This window comes from Massilia sp. 01N417 (genome assembly GCF_056399645.1).
In genome coordinates, this window is the sequence record NZ_JBFTRS010000013.1 from 14924 (window position 1) to 40345 (window position 25422).

Sequence of the window (25422 nt, forward strand, 5' to 3'; positions counted from 1 at the left end):
GGGAGATGATGCAGCCGTCAGCGCGCGCTGGACGCCAGGGCATCGACAAGCAGGCTGGACTGCGGATTGCTGGTCTTGCCGCCGATTATCTCGCTCGCGGACAAGGTGCGCCGGTAATAGGCATTGTTGAGATTCTGGCTGTAGCGGACGCCGTTCAGCTCGACGGTGGCGGCATCGCCGAACAGGCCCTTGCTGTCGGCCCAAGCGACGACGTCGCCCGCGCGCGCGGAACCTTCGACCATCCTGTTCCAGTTCATGATCGTCAAGCCGGCAGTGGCGCTCAGGGAGACGCTGGTCTTCTTCAGGAAGGCATCGACGGCGTTCTGGTTGTTCAGCACGAAGGCAAGTGCGCCGCCTTGCACGCCGGCCTGGAGGCCGAGGCTCAGGCTGCCGGTGTTGTAGAAGACAGGCTGCGACCAGCTCCCGTCATCGCGTTTCACCAGCAGCAGACCGGTACCGCCTTCGGCGCCGATGCCGACCGCCGCACGCTTATAGGCGGGCACGATGAAGATACCCTTGGCGGCCCCCAGCAGCGGATGCATGCGGGTATCCAGCTCCAGCTGACGGACGACGTTCACCGCCCGCGTCACGTTACGCTCGGCGGCGGCCAGCGGCCGGTCGGCCGACGCGGTCGTGTCGGCGTTCGCGGGGCGCTCGTCCTGTGCGTGCACCAGGCCGGGGCCGGCCAGCAGCACGGCGACAGCAAACTGCAGCGCGCTTTCACTGATGAAATCCATGATGCACTCCTTCCGTCAAATGATTGTGACTGGTCAATGCTAGTCCTTCGAAATGACTGTCTGGTATGACGAAGATCAAAAATCCATTCATCACGAACAATTTGACGTAGGTCATACATGGCCGCCTCGCCTCACTTCTATAGTGCGAAGTATTCAGGAAACGTCGGCCTCGCCAATGGAACTTCGAACTCCCGAGAGCCCGCTGCGAGACATGCCGGGCAACGCTCCCGCAACGACGAACAAGAGGCTCGTCAAGCGCCTCGTCGCGGCTGCGGCCGTGCTTGTGCTGGCCATTGGCGGCGCCCAGGCGTGGAAGCTGTCGCGCCAGCAGGGCCCGGGGCCCGGATTTGTCAGCGGCAACGGCAGGATCGAGGCGGTGGAAGTCGACATCGCCACCAGATTGCCGGGCCGGGTCGTCGACGTCCTGGTCGACGAAGGCGATCCGGTAAAAGCAGGCCAGCTGCTGGCGCGCATGGATGCCGGCTCCCTGCATGCGCAGAAGAGCGAGTCGCTGGCGCGGGAGCAACAGGCCCGCGACGCCGTGGCCGGTGCGCAGGCGCAGCTGGCGATGCGCCGGAGCGACCTGGCGGCAGCGGCTGCGCTGGTGGCGCAGCGCGAGAGCGAACTGGATGCCGCGCGACGGAGACTCGCACGGTCGACCGTTCTGGCCCAGGCCGGCGCCACATCGCAGCAGGAGCTGGACGACGACCGCGCCCGCGCCGACGCGGTGCGCGCCACGCTGATGGCGGCGCGCGCACAGGTCGATGCGGCAGGCGCGGCCGTGGCGGCTGCCCGGGCCCAGGTGGTGCAGGGCCGCTCCGCGATCGAAGCCGCCGTCGCCACGACCGCGCGGATCGATGCCGACCTGCGCGACGAGGATCTGCTGGCGCCGCGCGCCGGCCGCGTCCAGTATCGCGTGGCCCAGGCCGGCGAAGTGCTGGGCGCGGGAGGCAAGGTGCTGAACCTGATCGACTTGACGGATGTCTACATGACCTTCTTCATTCCAGAGGAGGCCGCCGGCCGTGTCGCGCTCGGTACCGAGGTCCGCCTGGTGCTGGACGCGGCGCCGGACTTCGTGGTCCCGGCCACCGTCAGCTACGTCGCGAGCAGCGCGCAATTCACGCCCAAGTCCGTCGAGACCGCCAGCGAAAGGCAGAAGTTGATGTTCCGGGTAAAAGCCCAGGTCGACCGGCGGCTTCTGGAGCGCCATGCCGACCAGGTCAAGGCCGGCGTGCCCGGCGTCGCCTGGATCCGTCTCGATCCCAAGCGTCCCTGGCCGGCCGCGCTGGCGCTGAGGGGCTCGCCATGAGAGACGCGGCGCCGGCTGCCCGGCTTGCCGGCCTCAGCCTGCGCTATGGCCGCGTGACGGCCCTGGACCGGGTCGATCTCGAACTGCCCGCGGGCGGGATGACAGCCCTGATCGGTCCCGATGGCGTCGGCAAGTCGAGTCTGCTTGCAACGGTTGCCGGGGCGCGCCGCATTGCCGAGGGCAGGGTGGAGGTGCTTGGCGGCGACATGGCCGACGCCCGCTACCGCGCCATCGTCTGTCCAAGGATTGCCTACATGCCCCAGGGCCTCGGCCGCAACCTGTATCCGAGCCTGACGGTGGAGGAAAACCTGCAATTCTTCGCGCGACTGTTCGGCATCGGCGGCAGGGAGCGGCGCGCGCGGATCGACCTGCTGGCAGCAAGCACCGGGCTGTTGCCCTTCCTAGGGCGCCCGGCCGGCCAGCTGTCGGGCGGAATGAAGCAGAAACTGGGTTTGTGCTGTGCGCTCGTGCACGATCCGGACCTGCTGATCCTGGACGAACCCACCACAGGTGTCGATCCGTTGTCGCGCAGCCAGTTCTGGGAGCTGATCGGCGCCATCCGGCAGGCGCGCCCAGGCCTCAGCGTGCTGGTGGCAACCGCCTACATGGAAGAGGCGAGCCGCTGCGACTGGCTGGTAGCGCTGGACGGCGGGCGCGTACTGGCCAGCGGCACGCCGGCGGCGCTTCTCGAAAAAGGCGGCGGCGTCAGTCTCGAAGCGGCTTTCGTAGCCTTGCTGCCGGCGGAGCGCCGCGCCGGCTATCGTGCCCAGGGTCCGCAGCCGCGCCAGCCGGTGACCGGCGGCGCGCTTGTCATCGAAGCCGATCGGCTGTCGCGGCGTTTCGGCGACTTCGACGCCGTGAAGGATGTCAGCTTTCGCATCACGCGCGGCGAGATCTTCGGTTTCATCGGCTCGAACGGCTGCGGCAAGACCACGACGATGAAGATGCTGACAGGACTGTTGCCGGCGACCGCCGGCACAGCCAGGCTGTTCGGCGAGGAGACGGGTGCGGACGGCGTCGAGGCGCGCCGGCGGGTCGGCTACATGTCGCAGGGCTTTTCACTGTACCAGGAGCTGACCGTGCGCCAGAACCTGATGCTGCATGCGCGGCTGTTCGACCTCGGCGAAGCGCTGGCGGAGGCGCGCTGCGCTGCGCTCGCCACCCGTTTCGGCCTCGAAGCCTTGCTCGACATCCTGCCGGCCAAGTTGCCGCTGGGGGTGCGCCAGCGCCTGTCGCTGGCGGTGGCCATGGTGCATGAACCCGAGCTGTTGATCCTGGACGAACCCACCTCCGGCGTCGACCCGATCGCGCGCGACCGGTTCTGGGAGGCGTTGTTTGCCTTGTCGCGCAGGGATGGCGTGACGATTTTTATTTCCACCCATTTCATGAACGAGGCCGAGCGCTGCGATCGCGTGGCCCTGATGCATGCCGGTCGGGTACTGGCCACCGGCACGCCCGACGCATTGCGGCGGGAACGCGGCGCCGCCAGCCTGGAGGAGGCGTTTACCGGCTGGCTGCGCGATGCCGCGCCAGGCGAAGTGCAGGGGCCGCCGAAGCTGCCGGAAGCCGGCCTGGCCGCGCGCGGCGGCTGGCTGCGGCGCGCGAGCAGTTACGCCTGGCGCGAAGCACTCGAACTGCGGCGCGATCCGGTGCGCGCCAGCCTGGCGATGTTCGGTTCGCTGTTGCTCATGGTCGTGATCGGCTACGGCATCAACCTGGACGTGGAAGACCTGCGCTTCGCGGTGCTGGACCGCGACGGGACCAGCCTGAGCCGCGACTATGCGCTGAACCTGGCCGGGTCCCGCTATTTCATCGAACGGCCCGCGCTGGCCGGCTACGAGGACATGGATGCCAGGATGCGCGCCGGCGAACTGGCGCTGGCGATCGAGATTCCGCCGGGCTTTGCACGCGCGGTCGAGCGCGGTCGGCCGGCGCAGATCGGGGCCTGGATCGATGGCGCCATGCCGGTGCGCGCCGAGACCGTGCAGGGCTATCTGCTCGGCATGCACCAGGAATGGCTGCGCAGCCGGGCAGCGGCATCGGGCGCGGAGAGTATGCCGTCCGCTGTCGGCATCGAAACGCGTTTCCGCTACAACCCCGACGTGCGCAGCCTGCCTGCGATGGTGCCCGGCATCATGGCCTTGCTCCTTCTCATGCTGCCGGCGATGCAGGCCGCGCTGGCCGTGGTGCGCGAGAAGGAAATGGGCTCGATCGTCAACCTGTATGTCACGCCGGTGCGGCGCAGCGAATTCCTGCTCGGGAAGCAGGCACCCTATGTGGTGCTGGCGATGGTGAATTTCCTGCTGATGGTCCTGATGGCGGTGACGATCTTCCGGGTGCCCTTGAAAGGCAGCTTCCCGGCCCTGGCTGCGGCAGCGTTCCTGTACTGCATCTGCTCGACCGGCATCGGTCTCCTCGCGTCCAGCTTTACGCGCAGCCAGATCGCAGCACTCTTTTTCACGATGATCGGCACCATGATCCCCGCGATCCAGTATTCTGGACTGATCAATCCAGTGGTCGCGCTGGAAGGCATCGGACGTGCGCTTGGGGAGGCGTATCCGGCATCGCACATGCTGACCATCAGCCGGGGAATATTTGGCAAGGCGCTTGGGATTGCCGGCCTGGCGCCGGATTACCTGGCCCTGGCCATCGCGGTGCCGGTCATCCTTGGCCTTGCGGTGCTGGCCTTGCCGAAGCAGGAGCGCTAGCATGGCCGCCGTCTCGTTCCGCAAGATATGGTGGCTTGGCATCAAGGAATGGTGGAGCCTGGCGCGTGACCCGGTGATGCTGCTGCTGATCCTGTACACCTTTACGGCCGGCGTGTACATCGCCGCCACCGCCCAGCCGGACACCTTGAGCCGCGCCGCCCTCGCGATCGTCGACGAAGACCAGTCCCAATTGTCCGCGCGCCTGCGCGCCGCCTTCGTGCCCCCGCAATTCATGCCGCCCGAGCAGATCACGCTGGAGGAGGCCGATGCGCGGCTCGACCGCGGACGCGCGACCTTCGTGCTGGTGATACCGGCCGGCTTCCAGCGCGACGTGCTTGCCGGCCGGCCGGCGGAACTGCAGCTGAACGTCGACGCCACACGGATGAGCCAGGCTTTTACCGGCAGCAGCTACGTTCAGCAGATCGCCCTCGGCGAAATCGCGGTCTTCCAGCAGCGGGTACGGCTGGAATCCCCGCCTCCCGTCGAGCTGTCGGTGCGTGCCCGCTTCAATCCGGCGCTGGCGCCTTCATGGTTCGGTGGCCTGGCGGAAATGGTCAACAACATCACGATGCTGTCGGTCATCCTGACCGGGGCCGCGCTGATCCGCGAGCGCGAACACGGGACCGTCGAGCACCTGCTGGTGATGCCGGTACGGCCGCTCGAAATCATGCTTGCCAAGCTGTGGTCGATGGCGGCGGTGGTGCTGCTGGCCGCGCTGGTCGCCCTGCTGGGTATCGTCAAAGGCCTGCTGCACGTGCAGATCGGCGGCTCGGTGACGCTGTTCCTTGCCGGGGCGGCGCTCCACCTGTTCGCGGTGACTTCGCTGGGCATCCTGTTGGCGACCCTGGCGCGCAGCATGCCGCAGTTCGGCATCCTGGTGGTCCTGGTCCTGCTGCCGCTGCAGATGCTGTCGGGCGCGACCACGCCGCGCGAGAGCATTCCCTATGGGTTGCGCCAGCTGATGCTGCTCGCCCCGACCACCCATTTCGTCGAATTCAGCCAGGCGGTCCTGTTCAGGGGCGTCGGCCTCGACGTCGTATGGCCACGCTTCCTGGCGCTGGCGGCGATCGGCGCCGCTCTGTTCGGGATAGCGCTGGCGAGATTTGGAGCGGCAATCCGTCAATAAGCAGAGGAGAAGGCATATGGAAAGGCTTGCATTGGTCACCGGAGGCACGCGCGGACTCGGCAAGGCGATCGCGCTGGCGTTGCGCGATCGCGGCTGCCGGGTGGTCGCCACCTGCCGCGGCGAAGGGCTGGAGGCGCAGCGGATGGAAGAGGAGTGCGGGATTCCGGTCGAGTACTGGGATGTCGCCGACTTCGAGGCCTGCCGGGCCGGTGTCGCGCGGATCCGCGAACGCCTGGGACCGGTCGAGATCCTGGTCAACAACGCCGGCATCACGGCGGATGCGGCGTTCCACAAGATGAGCGAGGCCCAGTGGTGGGATGTCCTGCGCACCAACCTGGGGTCGATGTACAACGTGACGCGCCAGGTGATCGAGGACATGCGCGAACGGCGCTACGGCCGCATCGTCAACATCAGCTCGATCAACGGGCGCAAGGGGCAGGCCGGGCAGTCGAATTACGCGGCGGCGAAAGCCGGCATCCTGGGCTTCACCCGTTCGCTGGCGCTGGAGAATGCTTCCCGCAACATCACCGTCAACGCGGTGGCGCCCGGGTATTGCGATACCGCGATGGTGGCCGCGGTGCGACCGGACATGCTGCAATCCATCGTGGCCGGCATCCCTGTCGGGCGGCTGGGCGAACCCGGGGACGTGGCGCGCCTGGTGGCCTTCCTGGCGGACGAGGCGGCCGGTTTCGTCACCGGCGCGACCTTCGACGTCAATGGTGGCCAGTACATGGCCTGAGCGGAGTTACCGGCATGGATGCCTCGATGACGGCGATGGTGCTCGACGCTCCCGGCAAGGCGCTCCGGCAGGAACGCCGTCCGGTGTCGATGCCGCATGGCTACGATATCCTGATCCGCGTCGCTGCCTGCGCGGTTTGCCGGACCGACCTGCATGTGGTCGACGGCGAGCTGCCGCCGCACCGCCTTCCGCTGGTTCCCGGTCACGAGATCGCCGGGGTGGTGGCCGCCTGCGGCCCACTGGCCTCGCGCTGGCGCCCCGGACAACGGGTAGGCGTACCTTGGCTGGCCGGAGCCTGCGGCGAATGTGCGTATTGCCTCGGCGGGCGGGAGAACCTGTGCGCCAAGGCCCGTTTCACCGGCTACGACCGCGATGGCGGATTTGCCGGCTTCACGCTGGCGGACGAGCGCTTCTGCTTCGGCTTGCCGGATGCCTACGACGACCGGCATGTCGCGCCGCTGCTGTGCGCCGGTCTGATCGGCTACCGCGCCTACGCCATGGCCGGTCTGGGGCGGAGGCTGGGTTTGTATGGCTTTGGCGCCGCGGCGCATCTGGTCGCTCAGCTTGCCATCCAGGACGGCCGCGAAGTCATGGCCTTTACCCGTCCGGGCGATGCGCGCTCCCAGGCGTTCGCGCGTTCGCTCGGCGCCCGATGGGCGGGAGGGGCGAATGACGCGCCTCCCGAAGAACTCGACGCCGCCATCCTGTTCGCGCCGGCGGGGGAGCTCGTGCCGCAGGCGCTGGCGTCAACCGCCAGGGGGGGCACCGTCGTGTGCGCCGGTATCCATATGAGCGATATCCCGGGATTTCCTTACTCCCTGCTATGGGGCGAGCGTTGCGTGCGCTCGGTGGCGAACTTGACCCGCGCGGATGGCGCAGCCTTCCTTTCCCGCGTCAGCGACGGGCAACTGAAGACGAGTGTCGTGGTCTACCCGCTGGCCGCGGCAAACCAGGCCCTGGACGATCTGCGCGGCGGGAGGATAGACGGTGCCGCGGTGCTGGTGCCGTAAGGCGAAACCTCAGGCCGCCTGGTGATGCTGGTGTCCGGCCACGACGACGCGGTTGCGTCCGGCCCCCTTGGCGCCGTACAGGGCGCCGTCGGCCTCGCGCAGCAGCGTTTCCCAGTCACATCGGTCGCGGCAGACGCTGATCCCGATGCTGACGGTGCAGCGCAATTCGGATGGTGCGCCGGGAATCTGCTGGCCGGCGAAGGTCTCGCGGATGCGCTCCGCGCACACGGCCGCTTCTTCCGCCCCAGCCTCGGGCAGGACGCAGACGAATTCTTCTCCGCCGACTCGGCCGACGTAATCGCTGGCACGCAAGGTATTCATGCAGGTGGCGACGAGGGCGCGGATCACGGCGTCTCCCGCGGCATGGCCGTAGGTATCGTTGACGCGCTTGAAATGATCGATATCGAGCATCGCGACGGCGAGGGCATGGCCATGGCGCTGCGCCAGCGACAGGTCGTGCCGGGCCAGTTCGGTCAGGTAAGCGCGTGACAGCGCGCCGCTCAGGTTGTCGTAGCGGCATGCGCTCAGAAGTTTTCGTTCGCGCAGCCACGCTTCGCGGCGGACGCGAAGGGACGCCATGCCGAGCATGATGGCCAGCGCGGGCGCCGCAATGCACGCGATCCAGATGGCGAACGCGGCCGCGGAGGGCAGCATCAAGGCGCCGAGAGCGCCATACAACAGTGCGGGAGATGCGAGTATCCGCAGGCATTGCCTCGGGCGCGGCTCCAGCAGGCCGGCGGCCACCATCCAGAAGAAGAGGGTCGGCATCGCTTCCAGTACTCCATCTCCCAAGGGATGGACGCTGACGGCAAGCGCCACGGCATGGAGGAAATAAACGAAAGACGCGCGGCCGGTCGGGGAGGGACCGGAACGGGGCATCCGGTAAGTGAAGGACGCGGTGGCGACCAGCGCCAGCCGTATGACCAGGCTGCCAGGCGATTGTCCCGTTCCGAGGAGATAGCTCCACAAGCCGGCGCCCAGCACGGCAATGCCGAACACCGCGCAGAAGCCCGGTAGCAGACGTCTCAGGTAGCGGTCGGAGCGGCGCTCGAACAGGCGCGACAGGTCGAGCGGCGACGGCAGCGTGGCGTGTGATGGCGGCGCCGGCGCCAGCGCCAGCGCTTCGTCTGCCTTGTTCATCGCCGGCGCCGCGGCTGTCGTAGCCGCGCCGGAATGGCGTCCTTGCGTTCGGCGGCGAAACGGCAGCGCAGGCGTAACGGGCGAGGCATGCCGGCACGTGCCAGTACCGCCGACAGGCGATGCAGCGAGAGCACGACCGCGAGAGCTGCGGCGATCTGCCGGCCCGTCTCTGCATCTCCGCGTTCGACTCGCGACGCGACCCGGTGCAGGGAGCACAGGATCATCGCGTTTTCGGCCCGCCGTTCGTGCAAGTGACGGTCTCCCAGCAGTTCGAGCAGCAGCTCCTCGTGGCGCAGCCCGGCTTCGACAGCGGCGACCATCGAAGGAAACCCGCGGACGAAAGCGGCGTCCGGCTGCTTCATGATCTCTCGGATCTGGAAGACGAGTTCCGTGTGCAGGTGCCGCAGGGCGGCGCGAACGGGACGTACCCTGTGGGTGCTGGTGGACAGGATCATGATGGCTTGCCTGAAATGCTCGCTAGTGGGAAAGAAACACCGGAAGATGAGCCCAGCGTAATACCGTTGTCGTGATCCCTTCGGTCAAGGCTTCGCGCACGCGTGAGTGCCCGTACGCACCCATGACGATCAGGTCCGCATCGGCATCGACCGCTGCCGCCAGGATCGACATGCCGGGGTCGTCGGACCGAGTTTTGCGGCAGGTGTCGGCAGTGACACCGTGCCGTTCCAGCCAGGCCGCAAGCGCCGTGCATGCTTCGTGCTCGAGACAGGTCGCGGGGAGCTGGGTGCCGATCCCCAGCACGGTGGCATGACGCGCCTGCCTGAGGAGTGGCAGGGCGGCGGCCACCGCGCGCATCGCGCCGGCGCTGCCGTCCCAGGCAACCACGACCTCGCCATCGAGGCGAGGAGAATATCTCGAGCCGGGCATGACCAGCGCCGGATGTCCTCCTTCCAGCAACACCCGTTCCGGCAGGTCGGTCGGGCTCAGGGGATCGATCACCATGCGGTCGGGTTGTCCGAGCACGGCAAGATTGCAATAACGTGCGGCGAGCGGCAGGCCGCCGTCGGCATCGTCGTCGATCAGCCTTGCTTCGAAAGACGAGACGTCTTCCTGTCGCGCCAGCAGAGAGAAGCGGTCGAGCGCCTGCAGGGCTTCGGCGCGCAAGGTCTGGCAGCGCGCGGCAAGCGGGCCGCGGCCGGCAGCCAGTACTTCCGGCGGCAGGAAACGCGAGATACCCGTCGTTGCCGCGCCGATCAGGTGGGCGCCGAACCGACGCGCAAGAAGCGCCGCGCAATGGATGCGCGAGGGCGCGCCGTCGCCAAGGTCGACATGCACGAGGATCGACTTGTAGCTCATGGGCTGCTCCGGTGGGGAAGTGCACAAGGTCGAGCCTAATCCGAGGCATTGTGCATGTCTACGACGAAGGCGGCTTTAGCACAATTAACTAGTCATATTTTGACTTGAGTCAAAAATTTGGCGGTCGATCCCGCTAGGCTTTGCGGAACATGAACGAATCGGAACGAGACGCCAAGATGAGCATACGCAACCTCGAGTATTTCTTTCGTCCGCAATCCATCGCGGTGATAGGCGCTTCGAACCGGCCTGGCAGCGTCGGCGCTACGGTTCTGGCCAACCTCGTCAGTGCAGGCTTTCCCGGCCCGATCTGGCCCGTCAATCCCAGGCACCGGCGGCTCGAGGGTCTGCCGGTGGTTCGTGACGCCGCCGACCTGCCGGGAGCGCCGGAACTGGCGGTCATCTGCACCCCTGCCGCGACGGTGCCGGCAATCGTCGCCAGCCTCGGCCGGCTCGGTTGCCGTGCCGCGGTCGTACTCAGCGCCGGGCTCGATGCCACGGGTGGCGATGGCCGCAGCCTGCGCCAGGCCATGCTGGACGCTGCCCGGCCGCATCTGCTGCGCCTGCTCGGACCGAACTGCGTCGGCCTGCTGGTCCCCGGCAGCGCGCTGAATGCCAGCTTCGCCCCGGTGGCGGCGCTGCCGGGACGGATTGCCTTCGTGGCGCAGTCGGGTGCGCTGGTAACCGCGGTGCTGGATTGGGCGCGAGCCCGCCGGATCGGGTTCTCCTGTTTCGTGTCGCTCGGCGACGGCAGCGACGTCGACTTCGGCGACCTGCTGGATTACCTGGCGGACGACAACGGTACCGATGCCATCCTGCTGTATGCGGAGAGCGTACGTCAGGCCCGCAAGTTCATGTCGGCGGCACGCCGCGCCGCGCGCGCCAAGCCGGTTGTGATCGTGAAAGCAGGCAGGGTCGCCGAGGCGGCGCATGCGGCGTTCAGCCACACCGGCGCGCTTGCCGGTTCCGACCTCGTCTACGACGCCGCGATCCGCCGTGCCGGCATGTTGAGGGTCCATACCACCGAGGAACTCTTCGATGCGGCCGCGATGCTGTCCCAGCCGCGCCGGCCGTCAGGGCCGCGCCTGGCGATCCTGACGAACGGGGGTGGCCCCGGCGTGATGGCGACCGATGCCCTGATCGAGGGGGGAGGGCAGCTTGCCCGGCTGGGGACCGCGACCCTGGAGCGTCTTTCGATGGATCTGCCCCCGACCTGGTCACGGGGCAACCCGGTCGACGTCATCGGTGACGCGCCGGTGGAGCGCTACCGGCTGGCACTGGCAGCCCTGCTCGAAGAGCCCGGCGCCGACGCCGTGCTCCTGATTCATGCTCCGACCGCCATCGTGCCGAGCGACGCCATCGCGCGCGCGCTGTTGCCGCTGCTGCGCGCAGCCAGGCGTCCGGTGCTGTGCTGCTGGATGGGCGGCGCCAGCGTCGAGCAGGCGCGCGGCTTGTGTGCGGACGCCGGCCTGCCGGTGTTCGATACGCCGGAAGAAGCCGTGCGCGGCTTCCTGCAGCTGCTTGCCTATCAGCGCAACCAACAACTGCTGATGCAGGTTCCCGCGGCCGGGACCATGGTGCCGCCGGACCGCCGGGCTGCCCGGGGCCGCGTCGAGGCGCTCCTGGCCCAGGGAAGCGCCAGGGTCGGCGAAGCCGACGCCAAGGCGATTCTCGCCGCCTATGGCATCCCGGTGGTGCGGACCGAGGTGGTGTCCGATCCGGTGGAGGCAGTGCGGGCGGCCGGCCGGATCGGCTATCCGGTGGCGCTGAAGATTCTTTCGCCGGACATCGCGCACAAGAGCGATGTCGGCGGTGTGGCGCTCGACCTCGCCGATGGACCAGCCCTCGAAGGTGCCGCCGCGGCCATGCTCGCGCGGGTACGCCATCTCCTGCCGGAAGCGCGCCTGGACGGCTTCACGGTACAGGCGATGGCGAGGCGGCCGCGGGCCCATGAACTCATCGCCGGCGTCAGCACGGATCCCCTGTTCGGGCCGGTCGTCCTGTTCGGCCAGGGCGGCGTTGCGGTCGAGGTGACGGGCGACCAGGCGATCGCGCTGCCGCCCTTGAACCGCATACTGGCCGCGGACCTCGTCGGGCGTACCCGGATCGCGCGCCTGCTGGCGGGCTTTCGCGATTACCCTGCGGCCGACATGGAGGCACTCTACGATGTGCTGGTAAGGATCGGCCAGATGATCGCGGACTTGCCGGAGCTGGCCGAGCTCGACATCAATCCCCTGCTGGCGGGCGCCGACGGCGTGATCGCGCTGGATGCGCGCATGCGGCTCGCGCCCGTGCCGCCAGGGCAGGATCCGCTGGCCAGGCTGGCGATCCTGCCTTATCCGGACCGCCTGGAGCGGCAGGTCGAAACGCCCCTGGGAACGCTGACCCTGCGTCCGATACGACCCGAAGATGCGCCGGCGCACCAGGAATTCTTCCACGCGCTGAGTCCGGAAGACGTGCATTTCAGGATGTTCGGTGCGATGCGGGAGCTGCCGGCAGCCCAGCTGGCGCGTTTCACCCAGATCGACTATGCGCGTGAAATGGCCTTCATCGCCACCCGGCCGCAAGACGGCCGCGACGAAACGCTGGGCGTGGTGCGGGTCGTGATCGATCCCGACGATGTGGAAGGCGAGTTCGCCATCGCCATACGCTCGGCGCTGAAGGGCCAGGGCCTGGGCGGCCTGCTGATGGACTGCCTGATCGATTATTGCCGCGAGCACGGCCTTGTCCGGTTGCGCGGCGCCGCGCTGGCCGATAACGTCCGCATGCACGGGCTGGCACGGCGCTGCGGCTTCGACGTACGTGCCGCAGACGACGGCACGGTCGTGATGAATCTGCAGCTGGCATCCGGAACGGGAGGCTGAGGTGAACAAGGCGATTCTCATCATCCAGGGACATCCGGATTGCCGCCGCCAGCACCTGTGCCATGCGCTTGCCGATGCCTATGCCGACGGCGCGATTGCCGCCGGCCATGCCGTCGACCGGATCGAACCGGCACGCCTGCGCCTGCCACTGCTCGACAGCGTAGAGGATTGGCAGCACCAGGCACCCATGCCCGAGGTGGCCGCGGCCCAGGAAGCGATCCGGCACGCGCAGCACCTCGCGCTGTTCTACCCCTTGTGGCTCGGCGACATGCCGGCGATGCTTAAAGGTTTCCTGGAACAGGTGGCACGGCCCGGCTTCGCGATCGATCCGGCCGCGCGCAATCCCCTGCGTGCCGGCCTGCTGCGGGGCCGCAGCGCGCGCGTGGTGGTCAGCATGGGAATGCCGGCCAGCCTGTACCGGTGGTTCTACGGTGCCCATGGCGTACGTCTCATGAGGCGCAACATCTTGCGCTTCGCGGGAATCTCCCCCGTGCATACCACGCTGGTGGGCGGCGCCGGCGCCCTCACACCGGAACAGGTGGCGCTCTGGTGTTCCAGACTGAGGCGCTTGGGCGAGTCGGCATCCAAGACAGGTTCAAGGCGCCAGCACATAGCTTCCGGGCGCGGCCCCGAGGCTGAGGACGGGAGGCGGCGCCGACGTCATCGGACCTGCCCGGCGCGCCAGCCAGGACTCCCATGCCGGCCACCAGCTGCCGTCCTGGTATTCGTTCAGCGCCTGCCATCTGTCGGGGTCGACATAGGGCGCATCCTGTGCATGGGCTGCCATCTGGTAGCTGCGCCCCGGAGTGCCGGGCGGCGACACGACACCTGCATTGTGCCCGCCCGTGGTCAGCAGGAAGGTGACCTCGGTGTCGCTCAGTGGAACGATCTTGTAGACCGAGTGCCAGGGCGCCACGTGGTCGGTGAGCGTGCCGACCGCGAAGATGGGGATGTGGATGTCGGTGAGGGATACCGGGCGTCCATCGACGATGTAGCGGGCGCTGGCCAGGCGGTTCTTCAGGAACAGCTGGCGCAGATACTGGGAATGCATGCGGTAGGGCATGCGGGTGGCATCCGCATTCCATGCGGCCAGGTCGCTGTTCTGGTCCGGAAGATCGAGGAAATAGTGGCGCAGGCGCCGCGACCAGATCAGGTCGTTCGACCGCAGAAGCTGGAAAGCGCCGGCCATCTGGCGCGTGTCGAGGTAGCCCTGCTGCCACATCGCGGCTTCCAGAAAGGCCACTTCGCTGTCGTCGATGAACAGCGACAGCTCGCCAGGCTCCGTGAAGTCGACCTGGGCAGCCAGCAGGGTCATGCTTGCCAGCCGTTCGTCACCGTCGCGCGCCATTGCTGCGGCCGCGATCGCCAGCAGGGTCCCGCCGAGGCAGTAGCCGCAGGCATTCACTTTCGGTGCGCCGGTCTGCTGGATGATGGTGTCGAGCGCTTCCATCACGCCGAGGCGCCTGTAGTCTTCCATGGATAGATCGCGATCTTCGGGACCGGGATTTTTCCAGGAAATCATATAGACCGTATGGCCCAGCTCGACCAGGTAGCGAACCAGGGAGTTATGCGGCGACAGGTCGAGGATGTAATACTTCATGATCCAGGCCGGCACGACCAGCAGCGGCAGCGCGTGTACCGACGGCGTGGCCGGGTCGTAGCGCAGCAGCTCGATCAGGCGGTTGCGCATGACGACCTTGCCTGGGGTTAGCGCAAGCTCGCGGCCGGGACGCGGGCCGGCCGGCGGCGTGCCGCCGACAAGGGCGCGTCGGGCGTCTGCGGCGGCACGAACGGCGCCGTGGATCAGGTTCCAGCCGCCACTGGCGGCTGTGGCCTGCTGCACGACCGGATTCGTGGCGACGAAGTTGGACGGCGCGACACAGTCCAGCAGCTGGCGCGCAACGAAGGTCACGACATCCGTATGATGCGGCGACACGCCGCGCACCGAACTCGTGGCGCGGTGCCACCATTGCTGGGTTAACAGAAAGGACTGGCTGATCTGGTTATATGGCCAGGCCCGCCAGGCAGGATCCGAGAATCGCTTGTCCTGGGCCAGGGGCTGTACAGGACTGGTCGAATCTCCGACCATGGCACCGGTGCTGTACTGCAGCCAGCACTGCAGGCCGGAAAACCCCTGCAGGAGCAATTCTGCTTGCTTGTCGGGCGACAGCAGCAGGTGGCTTGCCCAGTCCTGCCAGGCGCCGGCCAGGGCCGCGGGGGAGATCCAGGCGGTCATTCGGCCCAGCCAGGCATTCAGCACCAGGTCGGCGGAAGCATGCTCGACGCTCGCCTCCGGGTAGCGCGGCCTGCCGCCACCCTGCCATGCGCTGGCTTCGCGCCTGGCATTCGCCGCCGGTGCCGCAAGGGACTGGGGCGCCATCGTCAGTGCGCGAGCAGCAAAGGAACGGGAGAGCGCTGCAGCAGCTCGCGGGTAACGCCGCCCAGAATCCATTCGCGGTAGCGGCTGTGTCCGTAGGCACCGGCCACCAGCAGGCCGGCACCGCTCGTACGGGCGATCGATATCAGGGCGTCGCCGGTGGTGGAACGGGTGCGTTCCACGAGAACGTCGACCTGCACGGCCTGGCGGGCCAGGTAGAGCGCCATGTCGGCTCCCGGTTCCTCGCCATGCAGTTCGGACAGCTCGTCGGGGTTGATCAGCACCAGTTTCACGCTGGCGGCTCGCTGCAGCAGCGGTATGGCGCCATCGATGGCCCGGATCGCCTGCATGCTGCCGTCCCAGCCGACCACGGCGGTTCCCGGGATGGGTTGGTCGCGCCAGGTTTCGGGGACCACCAGCACCGGGCGCGCTCCGTGCAGGGTCACGTGCTCGGGCAGGCCGCGGATACGCACGGGGAGAACGGGATCCTGGTCGGTATCCTGGCTGAGCACCGTCAGGTCGGCGTAGCGCGACTGCATCAGGAGTGCGAAGCGCGGATCGTCCTCGACCAGGCGTGTTTCGAGCGAGGTAAGGCCCAGGTGGCGGGCCTGTTCCGCGAACGCTTCGAGACGCTGGCTGGCGGCGTCCCGCAATCCCTGGAAGTCGCTGTTCTGCATCATCGGCGCCCCCATCGATCCGGTCAGGAGAGCAAAATCGACCCATGACATCCCCGTCATGGCGCTGCCAATCAGGTGGGCATCGTGGGCAAGCGCCAATTGGGCCGCAGCGTGCAGGCGGCCTTGCTGGTGGGGGCTGCCGTCGACATGCACTATGATGGTCTTGTACATTTCGGCTTCCTTTCAGTGACGTGTTCAATGGTGGGACGGATACCGTCAACGCCACTGTATTACCGGATGTTGCCGGCGTCAGGCTTTGACTTGACGGAGATCAAAAACGGGCTAACTTTTGTCAGTGGCTTCCAAAATCAGCTCAAAGTCTTTGATACTGAGCAAAATATTCTTTATGATGGCCGAGTTCGTGTATTGACATGGCAGCCATGAATTCCGATCACATCGACACGCGTCTTGACTGGCTTCTGACGGCGGCCCGCGATCCCATGCTGGTGTGCGATGCCGCCGGCGTCATCGTGAGGGCGAACCCGCCGCTTGCGGCGCTGTTCGGATGGCCGCTCGAAGAGCTGATCGGGGAGCCGGTCGAAATCCTGGTTCCTGCGGAGCTGCGGAGGCGGCATGCGGTCCTGCGCAGCCATGGGAGTCCGGGGCGGGCCATGGGCAACGGACGTTTCACGGCAGTCGACCAGGCCGGCAATGAGTTCCCGGTCGAGGTCAGCCTCTCGCCACTTCACGACGACGGCATGGCGCTGACACTGGCGACCATCCACGACGTGCGCGCCAGGTCGAGCGCCGAGCAGGGCCTGCGCGACAGTGAGGCACGCATGCGCGCGGTGTTCGAGACCGCGGCGGACGGCATCATCACGATCGACCAGCGCGGCCTGATCGAGCGCGTCAATCCGGCCGCCGAGCGCATGTTCGGCTATGAGGAAGCCGAGCTCGCCGGACGTAATGTCTCGGTCCTGATGCCTTCGCCGGACYGCGAGCGCCACGACGGCTACCTGCGCCATTACATCCGTACCGGCGAACGGCGGATCATCGGCAGCGGCCGCGAGGTCCATGGCTTGCGCAAGGATGGTGCCGTGTTTCCGATGGAGCTCGCGGTGACCGAAATGCGGATCGGCGACGCACGCATGTTCACCGGACTGGTGCGCGACATCACCGCACGCAAGGACAGCGAAAGGCAGGCGGCCGCACTCCTGCAGGAACTGCGTGCCGCCAACGAGGAACTGGGCAATTTCGCCTATGTCGTATCGCACGACCTGAAGGCCCCCCTGCGCGCGATCGGTGCGCTCGCCGACTGGCTGGCCACCGACTATGCCGACCGCTTCGATGACGAAGGCCGCGAGCACATGCGGCTCCTGATCAGCCGGGTTCACAGGATGGGGGGACTGATCGACGGCATCCTCCAGTATTCGCGCCTGGGGCGGGAAGGTGGCACCCTGCGCATGGTCGACCTGAACATGGCGGTGGCCGAGGTCGTGGACCTGCTGGCGCCGCCGCCGTCGATCGTGGTCACGGTGGCTGCCGGCATGCCCACGCTCTGGACCGAACCAACCCGTATCCGCCAGGTCTTCCACAACCTGATCTCGAACGCCATCAAGTACATGGACAAGCCCGCAGGGATGATCGCCGTGACCTGCGTCGAGGAAGACGATTGCTGGCGCTTCGAGGTGGCGGACAATGGCCCCGGCATCGACCGCCGCCATTTCGAGCGCATCTTCCAGTTGTTCCAGACCCTGGCCCCGCGCGACCGGGTCGAAAGCACCGGCGTGGGACTGGCCCTGGTGAAGAAGATCGTCGAGATGCTTGGAGGGCGGGTCTGGGTCGAGTCGATCCTGGGCGAAGGCAGTACCTTCTACTTCACGATCCCGAAAATGCATCGCAATGCGTCACTGGAGTCACTGGAAAATCGATGAAATCATCCCTCAGGCCGATACTGCTGATCGAGGACGACCAGGTCGACGTTCTCACCACCCGGCGCGCGCTCAAGGAAATCCATGTCACCAATCCGCTCGTGGTGCGCGAGAACGGCGAAGAAGGACTGGCGTGGCTGCGCAACAGCGCCGAACAACCCTGTCTCGTACTGCTCGACCTGAACATGCCGGTCATGAACGGCATCGAATTCCTGGAAAACGTCAAGCGCGACACGCGCCTGCGCGGTATCCCGACCGTGGTGCTGACGACTTCGGAAGAACAGGAAGACAAGGCGCGCAGCTTCGACCTCGGCATCGCTGGCTACATGACCAAGTCCGTGGACTATCGCCGCTTCGTCGAGGTCATGCGTTCGATCGACCGGTACTGGACCATGAGCGAGTCTCCCTGAGATGAACACGATTCTTGTCTTGCTCGTCGAGGACGACGTGGTCGACCGCATGGCATGCCGGCGGCGGCTGGCCGGAAATCCCGCGGGACGCTTCCGCCTGGTGGAGGCGGAAGGCGGCGAGCAGGGGCTGGCATTGGCGGCGAGCATGCGGCCGGATTGCATCCTGCTCGACTACCGCCTGCCCGACCTGTCCGGATTCGAGTTCCTGGACCGGCTCAGGGCCGACCCCGAGGAGGCCGTGCGCACCATTCCGGTACTGATGCTCACCGGGGCGGACAGCGCCGCCATCGCCATCGAAGCGATGCGCCGCGGTGCCCGCGACTACCTGGTCAAGGACGCCGAGGGGGCTTATCTCGAACTGGTACCGGCGACGATCGAGCGCCTGCAGCGCGAACGGCGCCTGGTGAAGGAGAAGCGCCAGGCGGAGGCCAGGTTCCGTACCCTCGTCGAGCAGATCCAGGCGATCAGCTACATCGTCGCGAAGGACCGTCCCGACCGCCTGCACTACATTAGTCCGCAAATCCGGCTCCTGGGCTATACGCCGGAAGAATGGCTGGCCGACCCCGGACTGTATGCGGCCAGCATGTTGCCTGATGAGCGGGAAGGCTTGCTTGCCGAAATCCTGCGTTGCCGGCGTACCGGCCTGCCGTTGCGGCTGGAGTATCGCCTGCGTACGCGTAGCGGGGAGCCGTTGTGGTTCCGCGACCAGGCCGGCATCGTGTACGACGAAGCGGGACAAGCCCTGTTCATGCAGGGTACTTTGATCGACATTACCGCCAACAAGCTGGTGGAGCAGAGGCTGACCGAAGCCCGCGACGAACTCAGGCGGCTGGCGGCGTACCAGGAAAGGATCAGGGAAGGCGAACGCCAGCGGATCGCGCGCGAGGTCCATGACGAGCTCGGTGGTCTGCTCACCGGCATCAAAGCCTACATTTCGGTCATCGGCGAACGCCGGGCGCAAGCGGGACAGGGAGTGGATCCCCTGTTGGGAGAGGCGTCCGCGCTGGCGCAGGATGCCATCGATACGGTCCGGCGCGTGATCACCGAACTGCGTCCCAGCGTACTGGACCAGCTGGGTATCTGGGCGGCGCTGGAGTGGTACAGTGCAAGGATCGCACAGCGCACCGGCCTCGAGTGCCGTTGCGAGATCGAACCCGCCGCGGCGGCGATCGCCATGGATCCCGACGCCAGCATCATGCTGTTCCGGATCGTGCAGGAAGCGATGACGAACATCCAGCGGCATGCCGCCGCAAGAAGAATGCGGCTCGCGGTCAGCTGTGCGAACGGCAGGATGACCGTCACGATCGAGGACGACGGGCGTGGCATCGCCGCGGCGGATGGATCGCCGGCCGGCACCTCGTGGGGGATCCTCGGCATGCAGGAGCGCTCGCGCAGCCTTGGCGGGGAGCTGACCGTCGCGCCGCGCCCGGGAGGCGGCACGGTCGTGACGCTACAGGTACCGATGGAAGCCCATCATGTCGCTTGATCCCATTACCGTGCTGCTGGTCGACGACCATGCCATTGCCCGTAACGGCGTACGCCTGATGCTCGGAACGGCCGGCGACATCGAGGTGACCGGCGAGGCCGCCGACGGCCAGAAAGCGCTCGAACTGGTGCGGCACCAGGCTTTCGACGTGGCCCTGCTCGACATTACCATGCCCGGCATGAACGGCCTGGACCTGCTGCGGCAGCTGCGTAGCCTGCGTCCGGGCATGGCGGTGCTGATGCTGAGCACCTATGCGGAAGAGATCTACGCGGTGCGCGCCCTGAAGCAGGGGGCTGCCGGCTATCTGACCAAGGATGCGCCAACGGCCGTGCTGATCGAAGCCGTCCGGCGCGCCGCAACCGGCCATAAATATGTCAGCCCATCCCTGGTGGATAAGCTGGCCGCGCTGGTCAGCGGCGACGATCATGCGGCCGGCCATGACAGCTTGTCGAACCGCGAACTCGAAGTCTTCAAGCTGATCGCGCAAGGCGAAGCACTGGTCCAGATCGGCGAGCGTTTGCACCTGAGCCCCAATACGGTCACTACCTACCGCGCCCGCATCCTCGACAAGATGGGCATGACGAGCAACGCCGAACTGACCCGCTACGCGCTCGAGCACGGTTTGATCCAGTAGGTGAAACCCTACGTCCGATGTCGGGCGGCCCTGACCGCATCCTGACGGATTGCGCGCTGCCGGCGGCCCCGATCCAGTCCGATACTGCCTGCATGGTTGTCAGAACATGCAAGGAACAGGCGATGACTGAACAGACATACCGGATCGCTCCCGCCGCCAGGCTGGACGGGAACGACATCGATGCCGGCGGCAAATGCGGACGCTGTGCATACCGCAGCTTATGCCTTCCATTCGGCTTGAGCGACCATGACCTGGCCCGGCTGGAAGGCGTGATCGGCTGCCGCCGGCGGCTCGGGCGCGGCGATGTGCTGTTCCGTGTCGGCCAACCCTTTGCGAATCTGTTCGCGGTCCGCTTCGGCCACTTCATGACCTGCCGCTGCGACCACCGCGGCGAGCGCTACATCACCGGATTCCAGATGGCCGGCGACCTGCTCGGCATGGACGCGATCGGTAACGGCGAGCATGCGAGTACCGCGATCGCGCTCGAGGACAGCGAGGTGTGCGAGATTTCCTATGCCCGGCTGCGGCAGATTATGGCGGAGATCCCGCAGGTGATGGACCACTTCCACCGGACGATGAGCCAGGAAATCCTGCGCGACCAGTCGGCGATCCGCTTTCTCGGCATCCTGCGCGCGGACGAGCGCATGGCCAGCCTGATGCTGAACCTGTCGGCACGCTATGCCATGCGCGGCTTCTCGCCGCGCCGATTCCAGCTGCGCATGTCCCGCGACGACATGGCGCGCTACCTGGGACTCAAGCTGGAAACCGTGAGCCGGCTGCTTGCGCGCTTCCGCGAACAGGGGCTGATCCGACTGGAGCGCCGGGAACTCGAGATCCTCGACATGCGGCGACTCGAGGCGCTGGCTGCCGGCACCCACGAGGACAGCATCGCCTGAGACATCGCGCAGGCGTGCTCCGCCGGTGCCACGCCTGCCGCTTACCCCATCGCATCGGCACCTCTCAAGGGAGAATCCATCATGGCAAATCATCTCACCCCATTCGAACCGTTTGCCGACCTGATGCCATTCGGTTCGGCCCGCGGGTTCGACGAACTGCTCCGCGAATTCGGCCGGCCGGGACTGTTGCAGCAGGAGGTCCCATCGATCCGGCTGGACGTCGAGGAGACCGACCAGGCCTACGCCATTACGGCCGATATCCCGGGCGTCAAGAAGGAAGACATCAAGGTTCAGATCGACGGCAACCAGGTCACCATCTCCGCCGAGCGCAAGCACGAGAGCGAAGAGAAGAAGGGCAACACGGTGCGCAGCGAGCGCCACTGGGGACAGCAGTACCGCGCCTTCACGCTGCAATGCCCGGTCGACGATGGCAAGGCCGAGGCACGCTACGAAAACGGCGTCCTCAAGCTCACCTTGCCGAAGAAGGCACAGGCGGGTACGCATCGGCTCAAAGTCCATTGAGGACAGCCGCCATGCGAGCGCTAGTCTACAAGGGACCGGGCGCCAGGATGCTGGAAGAACGGCCGAAGCCCGCCATCCAGCAGGCGGGCGATGCCATCGTACGCCTGACGCGAACCACCATCTGCGGCACCGACCTGCACATCCTGAAGGGCGATGTGCCGAGCTGCCAGCCCGGTACGATCCTCGGCCACGAAGGCGTCGGGATCATCGAAGCGGTCGGCGGTGCTGTCAGCGGCTTCCGGCCGGGTAACCATGTCCTGATCTCGTGCATCACCTCGTGCGGCCGCTGCGAGTACTGCCGGAAGGGGATGTATTCGCATTGCGTCGATGGCGGCTGGATACTCGGCAACCGGATCGACGGCACCCAGGCCGAATACGTGCGTATCCCGCACGCCGACTTCAGCCTTCACCACATTCCTGCGGGAGCCGATGAAGAAGCGCTGACCATGCTCAGCGACATCCTGCCGACCGGGTTCGAATGCGGTGTCCTCAACGGCAAGGTGCAGCCAGGCTGCAGCGTCGCCATCGTCGGTTCCGGTCCGATCGGCCTGGCGGCACTGATGACGGCCCAGTTCTTTGCTCCCGCCATCATCGTCATGATCGACCCGGACAAACATCGCCTCGAGATCGCCCGGCGCTTCGGCGCAAGCCACGTCCTGTCGCCGGAGGAAGGCACCGTGGCGCAGGTCAAGTCCCTGACCGAAGGACGGGGCGCCGATGTCGTCATCGAGGCGGTCGGCATCCCGGCCAGTTTCGAGCTCTGCGAGGAGCTGGTGGCGCCCGGCGGCACCATCGCGAACGTGGGCGTGCACGGAACCAAGGTCGATCTACATCTCGAGCGCCTGTGGTCGCATAACATCACGATCACGACACGCCTCGTGGACACGGTGACCACGCCCCAGCTGCTGAAAGCGGTCACGGCGCACAAGCTGGAGCCGGCTTCGCTGGTGACCCACCGCTTCCGTCTCGAGGAGATGGACAAGGCCTATGACACCTTCGGGCGGGCGGCCGAAACCCATGCGATGAAAGTCATCATCGAGGTCTGAGTGCAAAGGGGCGATCATGATTATCGAGAACATATGTGTCGCAACGGACGGTTCGGACGTGGCGGTCCGGGCCGCCCAGATGGCGGTGCTGCTGGCGCATGACGGCGGCGGGCGGATCGTGGCGGTCTCGGTGGCGCAGCCGCAATTTTCGCTGGCCCCGGCAGCGGCATCCACGCGCGAGGTGGAGGCCGCTATCGAACTTGCCCTGAAAGCGGCACGCGCGCATGTCGATACGGTGGCGCGCATTGCGAAGGCCGGTGGCGTCGCATGCGAGACCCTGATCAAGCTTGCCTCATCGCCGGGGCCGGAGATCGTAAGGACGGCGGAGGACTATCGGTGCGACCTGATCTTCATGGGTTACCACGGTCCCTCCGCGCTGGACCGGTCTTACGCCGGCAGTGTTGCGCAGCAGGTATTGGCGTGTTCGGCGATTCCGGTGCTGGTATTGCGCGACCCCAGGGAGACCACCAAGCCGGAGTTTAGCGATATTTCCGCATAATGAACGACACGAGTCAGAAACTGAACAGTGCACCGGTTCCGTGTTAAGGTGGACGAAAAAATCCTGCGAGTGAAAATCATGAAAGATAGCGTCAACGGACAAGCATATTCACCGGCAGCGAAAGGCCTGCATTGGACGATCGTCCTGCTTTTGACGGTTCAGTTCACGAGCGCTTTCGTGCTGCCGCACATCGGCCGCAATACCCAGCCAAGCGATGTGATCGACCTGCATTTTTCCGTCGGTGTTCTCATTTTGATCGTCATGGCGGCAAGGTTCGTCCACCGGCTGATCCATCCTGTTCCGCTGGAAGTTCACGACGCCCCGCCATGGGAGCGGCTGGCGGCCAAGGCCACCCACCAGGTGTTCTATTTGATCCTGCTGGTGGGGCCGTTCCTGGGGTGGGCATCCGCGTCCGCGCACCGCCTTCCGGTCAGCCTGTTTGGTCTCGTTCCATTGCCGGCACTCGCGGCACCGGGCGCTGCCTGGGCGAACGAGGCCGGCGATATCCACTCGACCGCGATGTGGGTACTCCTTTGGCTGGTCGGATTGCATGCCGCCGCGGCGCTATATCACCATCTGGTTCGGCACGACGGTACTTTGCTGCGGATGCTGCCCGCGGCGAAAGCTGGTGCGCGAAGAGGCGCAACGCGACAAATGGACCGGCAGGCCAGCGACTGACCCCCGGCGCGCCATCAAGGACGTGACGGTCGGTCCATGCGGCGCAGCACAAAGAATGCACCGGCCATGCCGCCGAGGTGGGCGAAATGCGCGACCCCGGCATCCGTTCCCATGACGCCGAGCGCGAGTTCGAGCACTGCATACAGGCTGATAAACAGCCACGCGGGCATGGGAATGGGAGGGAACAACAAGACCACGATACGCCGCGGGAAATACATGGCATACGCCAGGAGAATGCCGAAGACGCCACCCGAGGCGCCTACCGTCGGATAGTGGGTATCGCTGGCATAGGCCACCACTAGCTGCGTCACGCCTGCACTCAGCAGGCTCACGACATAGAGTTTCAACATGGTCGCCCCACCCAGCAGTGCCTCCACGTCGCGCCCGAACATCCACAAGCCTAACATGTTGACAGCGAGGTGACCGGCGTTCGCGTGGAGGAAGGCATAACTGACGAGTTGCCATGGCGTGAACCCGCTGCCCAGCGGCCATAGGGCGAGACTAGCCGCCAGTTCAGGTTCCAGGTTCGACTGCAGGATAAAGGCAGTCACATTGGCAAAAATCAGAATGGAAACGATCGACATGGCGCTTTTTGTAAAGACGGGCCCGATGTTGCGCTGATGTTGGAAGACGCTCCAAGATAAGGTAACCAAGCAGGGAGATTGTGGCTTCCGTCTCAAATGCCGACCTTGAATATGCTGCCGATGGCAATCGTCGAGCCCATCGCAAGCGCGCTCCAGCAGGTGACGCGGATCGCGGCCGGCAGGGCTGGTGCGCCACCGGTCTTCGCGGCGAGCGCCCCGAGGCAGGCAAGCCCGGCCAGGGTGGCCGCCACCAGCACGGCAACCAGCAACCTGGCCGGGGTGAAGGCCGTGATCGCCAGCGGCATCGCTGCCCCGACGGCGAAGCTCAGCGCCGACGCGAGTGCCGCCTGCAGCGGACGCGCTTGCGTGGATGCATGGATTCCCAGTTCGTCGCGGGTATGCGCACCGAGCGCGTCGTGCGCCATGAGCTGGGTCGCAACCCGACGAGCCAGATCCTGGTCCAGGCCTCGCTGCATATAGATCGCAGCCAGCTCGCGGTGTTCGGCTTCGCCGTCATGCGCCAGCTCGGCCGTTTCCTGCCTGATGGCAGCCTTTTCCGTGTCGGCCTGGGAGGCGACCGAGACATATTCGCCGGTGGCCATCGACATGCTGCCGGCCACCAGACTGGCAAAGCCCGTCAGCAGCATGCTGCCGTGCGAAGCCTGGGCCGCGGCAATGCCGACAAGCAGGCTGGCGGTCGAGATCATGCCGTCGTTCGCTCCAAGCACAGCTGCACGCAGCCAGCCGAGGTGTTCCATCCGGTGCGATTCTTTGTGCCTCATTGCAGCCCGCCTTCCT

At 66.4% G+C, this 25422-nt stretch carries 24 protein-coding genes and 1 pseudogene; 17 read left to right on the top strand and 8 right to left on the bottom strand.

Features of this window, described 5'->3' with window-relative positions; translation table 11 throughout:
- Positions 1-17: 17 nt before the first annotated feature.
- Positions 18-737 carry a lipid-binding SYLF domain-containing protein gene (locus AC1DOQ_RS14905; RefSeq protein ID WP_477365460.1) on the bottom strand — a complete coding sequence of 240 codons (720 nt, stop codon included), beginning with the start codon at positions 735-737 and terminating at the stop codon, positions 18-20.
- A gap of 211 nt (positions 738-948) precedes the next feature.
- On the opposite strand from AC1DOQ_RS14905, the gene AC1DOQ_RS14910 reads away from it, so the two are divergent.
- From AC1DOQ_RS14910 to AC1DOQ_RS14930, 5 genes are read left to right on the top strand one after another with little or no spacing between them, the layout of a single operon-like run.
- Positions 949-2046 (top strand): HlyD family secretion protein, encoded by a 1098-nt coding sequence (locus AC1DOQ_RS14910; RefSeq protein ID WP_477365823.1) that lies wholly within the window; start codon positions 949-951, stop codon positions 2044-2046.
- A complete protein-coding gene (gene rbbA, locus AC1DOQ_RS14915) occupies positions 2043-4754 on the top strand; it encodes a ribosome-associated ATPase/putative transporter RbbA (protein ID WP_477365463.1) in 2712 nt (903 codons plus the stop codon). The genes AC1DOQ_RS14910 and rbbA overlap by 4 nt, the downstream gene beginning before the upstream one ends.
- Before the next feature lies 1 nt (position 4755).
- Positions 4756-5880, top strand: a complete 1125-nt coding sequence (locus tag AC1DOQ_RS14920) for an ABC transporter permease (protein ID WP_477365466.1) — start codon at positions 4756-4758, stop codon at positions 5878-5880.
- Between the two features lie 16 nt (positions 5881-5896).
- The gene (phbB, locus tag AC1DOQ_RS14925; protein ID WP_477365469.1) at positions 5897-6619 is read left to right on the top strand and encodes an acetoacetyl-CoA reductase; all 723 of its coding nucleotides are present in this window, start codon (positions 5897-5899) and stop codon (positions 6617-6619) included.
- A gap of 26 nt (positions 6620-6645) precedes the next feature.
- Positions 6646-7629, top strand: a complete 984-nt coding sequence (locus AC1DOQ_RS14930) for a zinc-dependent alcohol dehydrogenase family protein (protein ID WP_477365826.1) — start codon at positions 6646-6648, stop codon at positions 7627-7629.
- Between the two features lie 9 nt (positions 7630-7638).
- Here AC1DOQ_RS14930 and AC1DOQ_RS14935 read toward each other — a convergent pair whose 3' ends face one another.
- Genes AC1DOQ_RS14935 through AC1DOQ_RS14945 form a run of 3 tightly spaced genes read right to left on the bottom strand, consistent with a single transcriptional unit; the run spans position 7639 to position 10083 of the window.
- Positions 7639-8769: a GGDEF domain-containing protein gene (locus AC1DOQ_RS14935; protein ID WP_477365472.1), complete on the bottom strand. Its 1131-nt coding sequence runs from the start codon at positions 8767-8769 to the stop codon at positions 7639-7641.
- Positions 8766-9224 carry a hypothetical protein gene (locus AC1DOQ_RS14940; RefSeq protein ID WP_477365475.1) on the bottom strand — a complete coding sequence of 153 codons (459 nt, stop codon included), beginning with the start codon at positions 9222-9224 and terminating at the stop codon, positions 8766-8768. The genes AC1DOQ_RS14935 and AC1DOQ_RS14940 overlap by 4 nt, the downstream gene beginning before the upstream one ends.
- A 22-nt stretch (positions 9225-9246) precedes the next feature.
- Positions 9247-10083 carry a universal stress protein gene (locus tag AC1DOQ_RS14945; RefSeq protein ID WP_477365478.1) on the bottom strand — a complete coding sequence of 279 codons (837 nt, stop codon included), beginning with the start codon at positions 10081-10083 and terminating at the stop codon, positions 9247-9249.
- 149 nt (positions 10084-10232) lie between these two features.
- Between AC1DOQ_RS14945 and AC1DOQ_RS14950 the strand changes: the two genes are divergently transcribed.
- Both AC1DOQ_RS14950 and AC1DOQ_RS14955 read left to right on the top strand, forming a co-directional pair.
- Positions 10233-12944, top strand: a complete 2712-nt coding sequence (locus tag AC1DOQ_RS14950; RefSeq protein WP_477365481.1) for a bifunctional acetate--CoA ligase family protein/GNAT family N-acetyltransferase — start codon at positions 10233-10235, stop codon at positions 12942-12944.
- A gap of 1 nt (position 12945) precedes the next feature.
- Positions 12946-13455: pseudogene (locus AC1DOQ_RS14955) on the top strand (NAD(P)H-dependent oxidoreductase); the annotation flags it as partial.
- Between the two features lie 84 nt (positions 13456-13539).
- On the opposite strand, the gene AC1DOQ_RS14960 reads toward AC1DOQ_RS14955, so the two are convergent.
- Both AC1DOQ_RS14960 and AC1DOQ_RS14965 read right to left on the bottom strand, forming a co-directional pair.
- Positions 13540-15324, bottom strand: a complete 1785-nt coding sequence (locus AC1DOQ_RS14960) for a PHA/PHB synthase family protein (protein WP_477365484.1) — start codon at positions 15322-15324, stop codon at positions 13540-13542.
- 2 nt (positions 15325-15326) lie between these two features.
- Complete coding sequence (locus AC1DOQ_RS14965) at positions 15327-16058, bottom strand: universal stress protein (protein ID WP_477365487.1); 732 nt, start codon at positions 16056-16058, stop codon at positions 15327-15329.
- 24 nt (positions 16059-16082) lie between these two features.
- On the opposite strand from AC1DOQ_RS14965, the gene AC1DOQ_RS14970 reads away from it, so the two are divergent.
- From AC1DOQ_RS14970 to AC1DOQ_RS15015, 10 genes are all read left to right on the top strand, one after another.
- A complete protein-coding gene (locus AC1DOQ_RS14970) occupies positions 16083-16382 on the top strand; it encodes a hypothetical protein (protein WP_477365490.1) in 300 nt (99 codons plus the stop codon).
- The gene (locus AC1DOQ_RS14975; RefSeq protein ID WP_477365493.1) at positions 16379-17872 is read left to right on the top strand and encodes a sensor histidine kinase; all 1494 of its coding nucleotides are present in this window, start codon (positions 16379-16381) and stop codon (positions 17870-17872) included. Before AC1DOQ_RS14970 ends, AC1DOQ_RS14975 begins: the two co-directional genes overlap by 4 nt.
- Complete coding sequence (locus tag AC1DOQ_RS14980; RefSeq protein ID WP_442121574.1) at positions 17869-18279, top strand: response regulator; 411 nt, start codon at positions 17869-17871, stop codon at positions 18277-18279. The genes AC1DOQ_RS14975 and AC1DOQ_RS14980 overlap by 4 nt, the downstream gene beginning before the upstream one ends.
- A 1-nt stretch (position 18280) precedes the next feature.
- Entirely contained in the window at positions 18281-19765 is a 1485-nt protein-coding gene (locus AC1DOQ_RS14985) for a sensor histidine kinase (protein WP_477365496.1), read from the top strand.
- On the top strand, positions 19755-20399 hold the full coding sequence (locus tag AC1DOQ_RS14990; RefSeq protein WP_477365499.1) for a response regulator: 645 nt from the start codon (positions 19755-19757) through the stop codon (positions 20397-20399). Before AC1DOQ_RS14985 ends, AC1DOQ_RS14990 begins: the two co-directional genes overlap by 11 nt.
- 122 nt (positions 20400-20521) lie before the next feature.
- On the top strand, positions 20522-21295 hold the full coding sequence (locus AC1DOQ_RS14995) for a helix-turn-helix domain-containing protein (RefSeq protein WP_477365502.1): 774 nt from the start codon (positions 20522-20524) through the stop codon (positions 21293-21295).
- 81 nt (positions 21296-21376) lie between these two features.
- Positions 21377-21817, top strand: a complete 441-nt coding sequence (locus AC1DOQ_RS15000; protein ID WP_442121578.1) for an Hsp20/alpha crystallin family protein — start codon at positions 21377-21379, stop codon at positions 21815-21817.
- A gap of 11 nt (positions 21818-21828) precedes the next feature.
- Positions 21829-22863: a zinc-dependent alcohol dehydrogenase family protein gene (locus AC1DOQ_RS15005; protein WP_477365506.1), complete on the top strand. Its 1035-nt coding sequence runs from the start codon at positions 21829-21831 to the stop codon at positions 22861-22863.
- Positions 22864-22879: 16 nt separating this feature from the next.
- Positions 22880-23362 carry a universal stress protein gene (locus AC1DOQ_RS15010; RefSeq protein WP_442121580.1) on the top strand — a complete coding sequence of 161 codons (483 nt, stop codon included), beginning with the start codon at positions 22880-22882 and terminating at the stop codon, positions 23360-23362.
- Between the two features lie 48 nt (positions 23363-23410).
- Positions 23411-24040, top strand: coding sequence for a cytochrome b (locus AC1DOQ_RS15015; RefSeq protein WP_477365510.1), 630 nt, complete (start codon positions 23411-23413; stop codon positions 24038-24040).
- 14 nt (positions 24041-24054) lie between these two features.
- Here AC1DOQ_RS15015 and AC1DOQ_RS15020 read toward each other — a convergent pair whose 3' ends face one another.
- Both AC1DOQ_RS15020 and AC1DOQ_RS15025 read right to left on the bottom strand, forming a co-directional pair.
- The gene (locus AC1DOQ_RS15020) at positions 24055-24618 is read right to left on the bottom strand and encodes a rhomboid family intramembrane serine protease (RefSeq protein WP_477365829.1); all 564 of its coding nucleotides are present in this window, start codon (positions 24616-24618) and stop codon (positions 24055-24057) included.
- 98 nt (positions 24619-24716) lie between these two features.
- Entirely contained in the window at positions 24717-25406 is a 690-nt protein-coding gene (locus tag AC1DOQ_RS15025) for a VIT1/CCC1 transporter family protein (RefSeq protein WP_477365513.1), read from the bottom strand.
- Positions 25407-25422 lie beyond the last annotated feature (16 nt).

Coding starts and splice junctions, on each gene's coding strand:
- AC1DOQ_RS14905 (WP_477365460.1), bottom strand. CDS start 737: ATGGATTTCATCAGTGAAAGCGCGCTGCAGTTTGCTGTCGCCGTGCTG.
- AC1DOQ_RS14990 (WP_477365499.1), top strand. CDS start 19,755: ATGTCGCTTGATCCCATTACCGTGCTGCTGGTCGACGACCATGCCATT.
- AC1DOQ_RS15000 (WP_442121578.1), top strand. CDS start 21,377: ATGGCAAATCATCTCACCCCATTCGAACCGTTTGCCGACCTGATGCCA.
- AC1DOQ_RS14910 (WP_477365823.1), top strand. CDS start 949: ATGCCGGGCAACGCTCCCGCAACGACGAACAAGAGGCTCGTCAAGCGC.
- AC1DOQ_RS14965 (WP_477365487.1), bottom strand. CDS start 16,058: ATGACGGGGATGTCATGGGTCGATTTTGCTCTCCTGACCGGATCGATG.
- AC1DOQ_RS14930 (WP_477365826.1), top strand. CDS start 6,646: ATGACGGCGATGGTGCTCGACGCTCCCGGCAAGGCGCTCCGGCAGGAA.
- AC1DOQ_RS14960 (WP_477365484.1), bottom strand. CDS start 15,324: ATGGCGCCCCAGTCCCTTGCGGCACCGGCGGCGAATGCCAGGCGCGAA.
- AC1DOQ_RS14945 (WP_477365478.1), bottom strand. CDS start 10,083: ATGAGCTACAAGTCGATCCTCGTGCATGTCGACCTTGGCGACGGCGCG.
- AC1DOQ_RS14935 (WP_477365472.1), bottom strand. CDS start 8,769: ATGAACAAGGCAGACGAAGCGCTGGCGCTGGCGCCGGCGCCGCCATCA.
- AC1DOQ_RS14985 (WP_477365496.1), top strand. CDS start 18,281: ATGAACACGATTCTTGTCTTGCTCGTCGAGGACGACGTGGTCGACCGC.
- AC1DOQ_RS14950 (WP_477365481.1), top strand. CDS start 10,233: ATGAACGAATCGGAACGAGACGCCAAGATGAGCATACGCAACCTCGAG.
- AC1DOQ_RS14995 (WP_477365502.1), top strand. CDS start 20,522: ATGACTGAACAGACATACCGGATCGCTCCCGCCGCCAGGCTGGACGGG.
- AC1DOQ_RS14940 (WP_477365475.1), bottom strand. CDS start 9,224: ATGATCCTGTCCACCAGCACCCACAGGGTACGTCCCGTTCGCGCCGCC.
- phbB (WP_477365469.1), top strand. CDS start 5,897: ATGGAAAGGCTTGCATTGGTCACCGGAGGCACGCGCGGACTCGGCAAG.
- AC1DOQ_RS14920 (WP_477365466.1), top strand. CDS start 4,756: ATGGCCGCCGTCTCGTTCCGCAAGATATGGTGGCTTGGCATCAAGGAA.
- AC1DOQ_RS15025 (WP_477365513.1), bottom strand. CDS start 25,406: ATGAGGCACAAAGAATCGCACCGGATGGAACACCTCGGCTGGCTGCGT.
- AC1DOQ_RS14980 (WP_442121574.1), top strand. CDS start 17,869: ATGAAATCATCCCTCAGGCCGATACTGCTGATCGAGGACGACCAGGTC.
- rbbA (WP_477365463.1), top strand. CDS start 2,043: ATGAGAGACGCGGCGCCGGCTGCCCGGCTTGCCGGCCTCAGCCTGCGC.
- AC1DOQ_RS15010 (WP_442121580.1), top strand. CDS start 22,880: ATGATTATCGAGAACATATGTGTCGCAACGGACGGTTCGGACGTGGCG.
- AC1DOQ_RS15005 (WP_477365506.1), top strand. CDS start 21,829: ATGCGAGCGCTAGTCTACAAGGGACCGGGCGCCAGGATGCTGGAAGAA.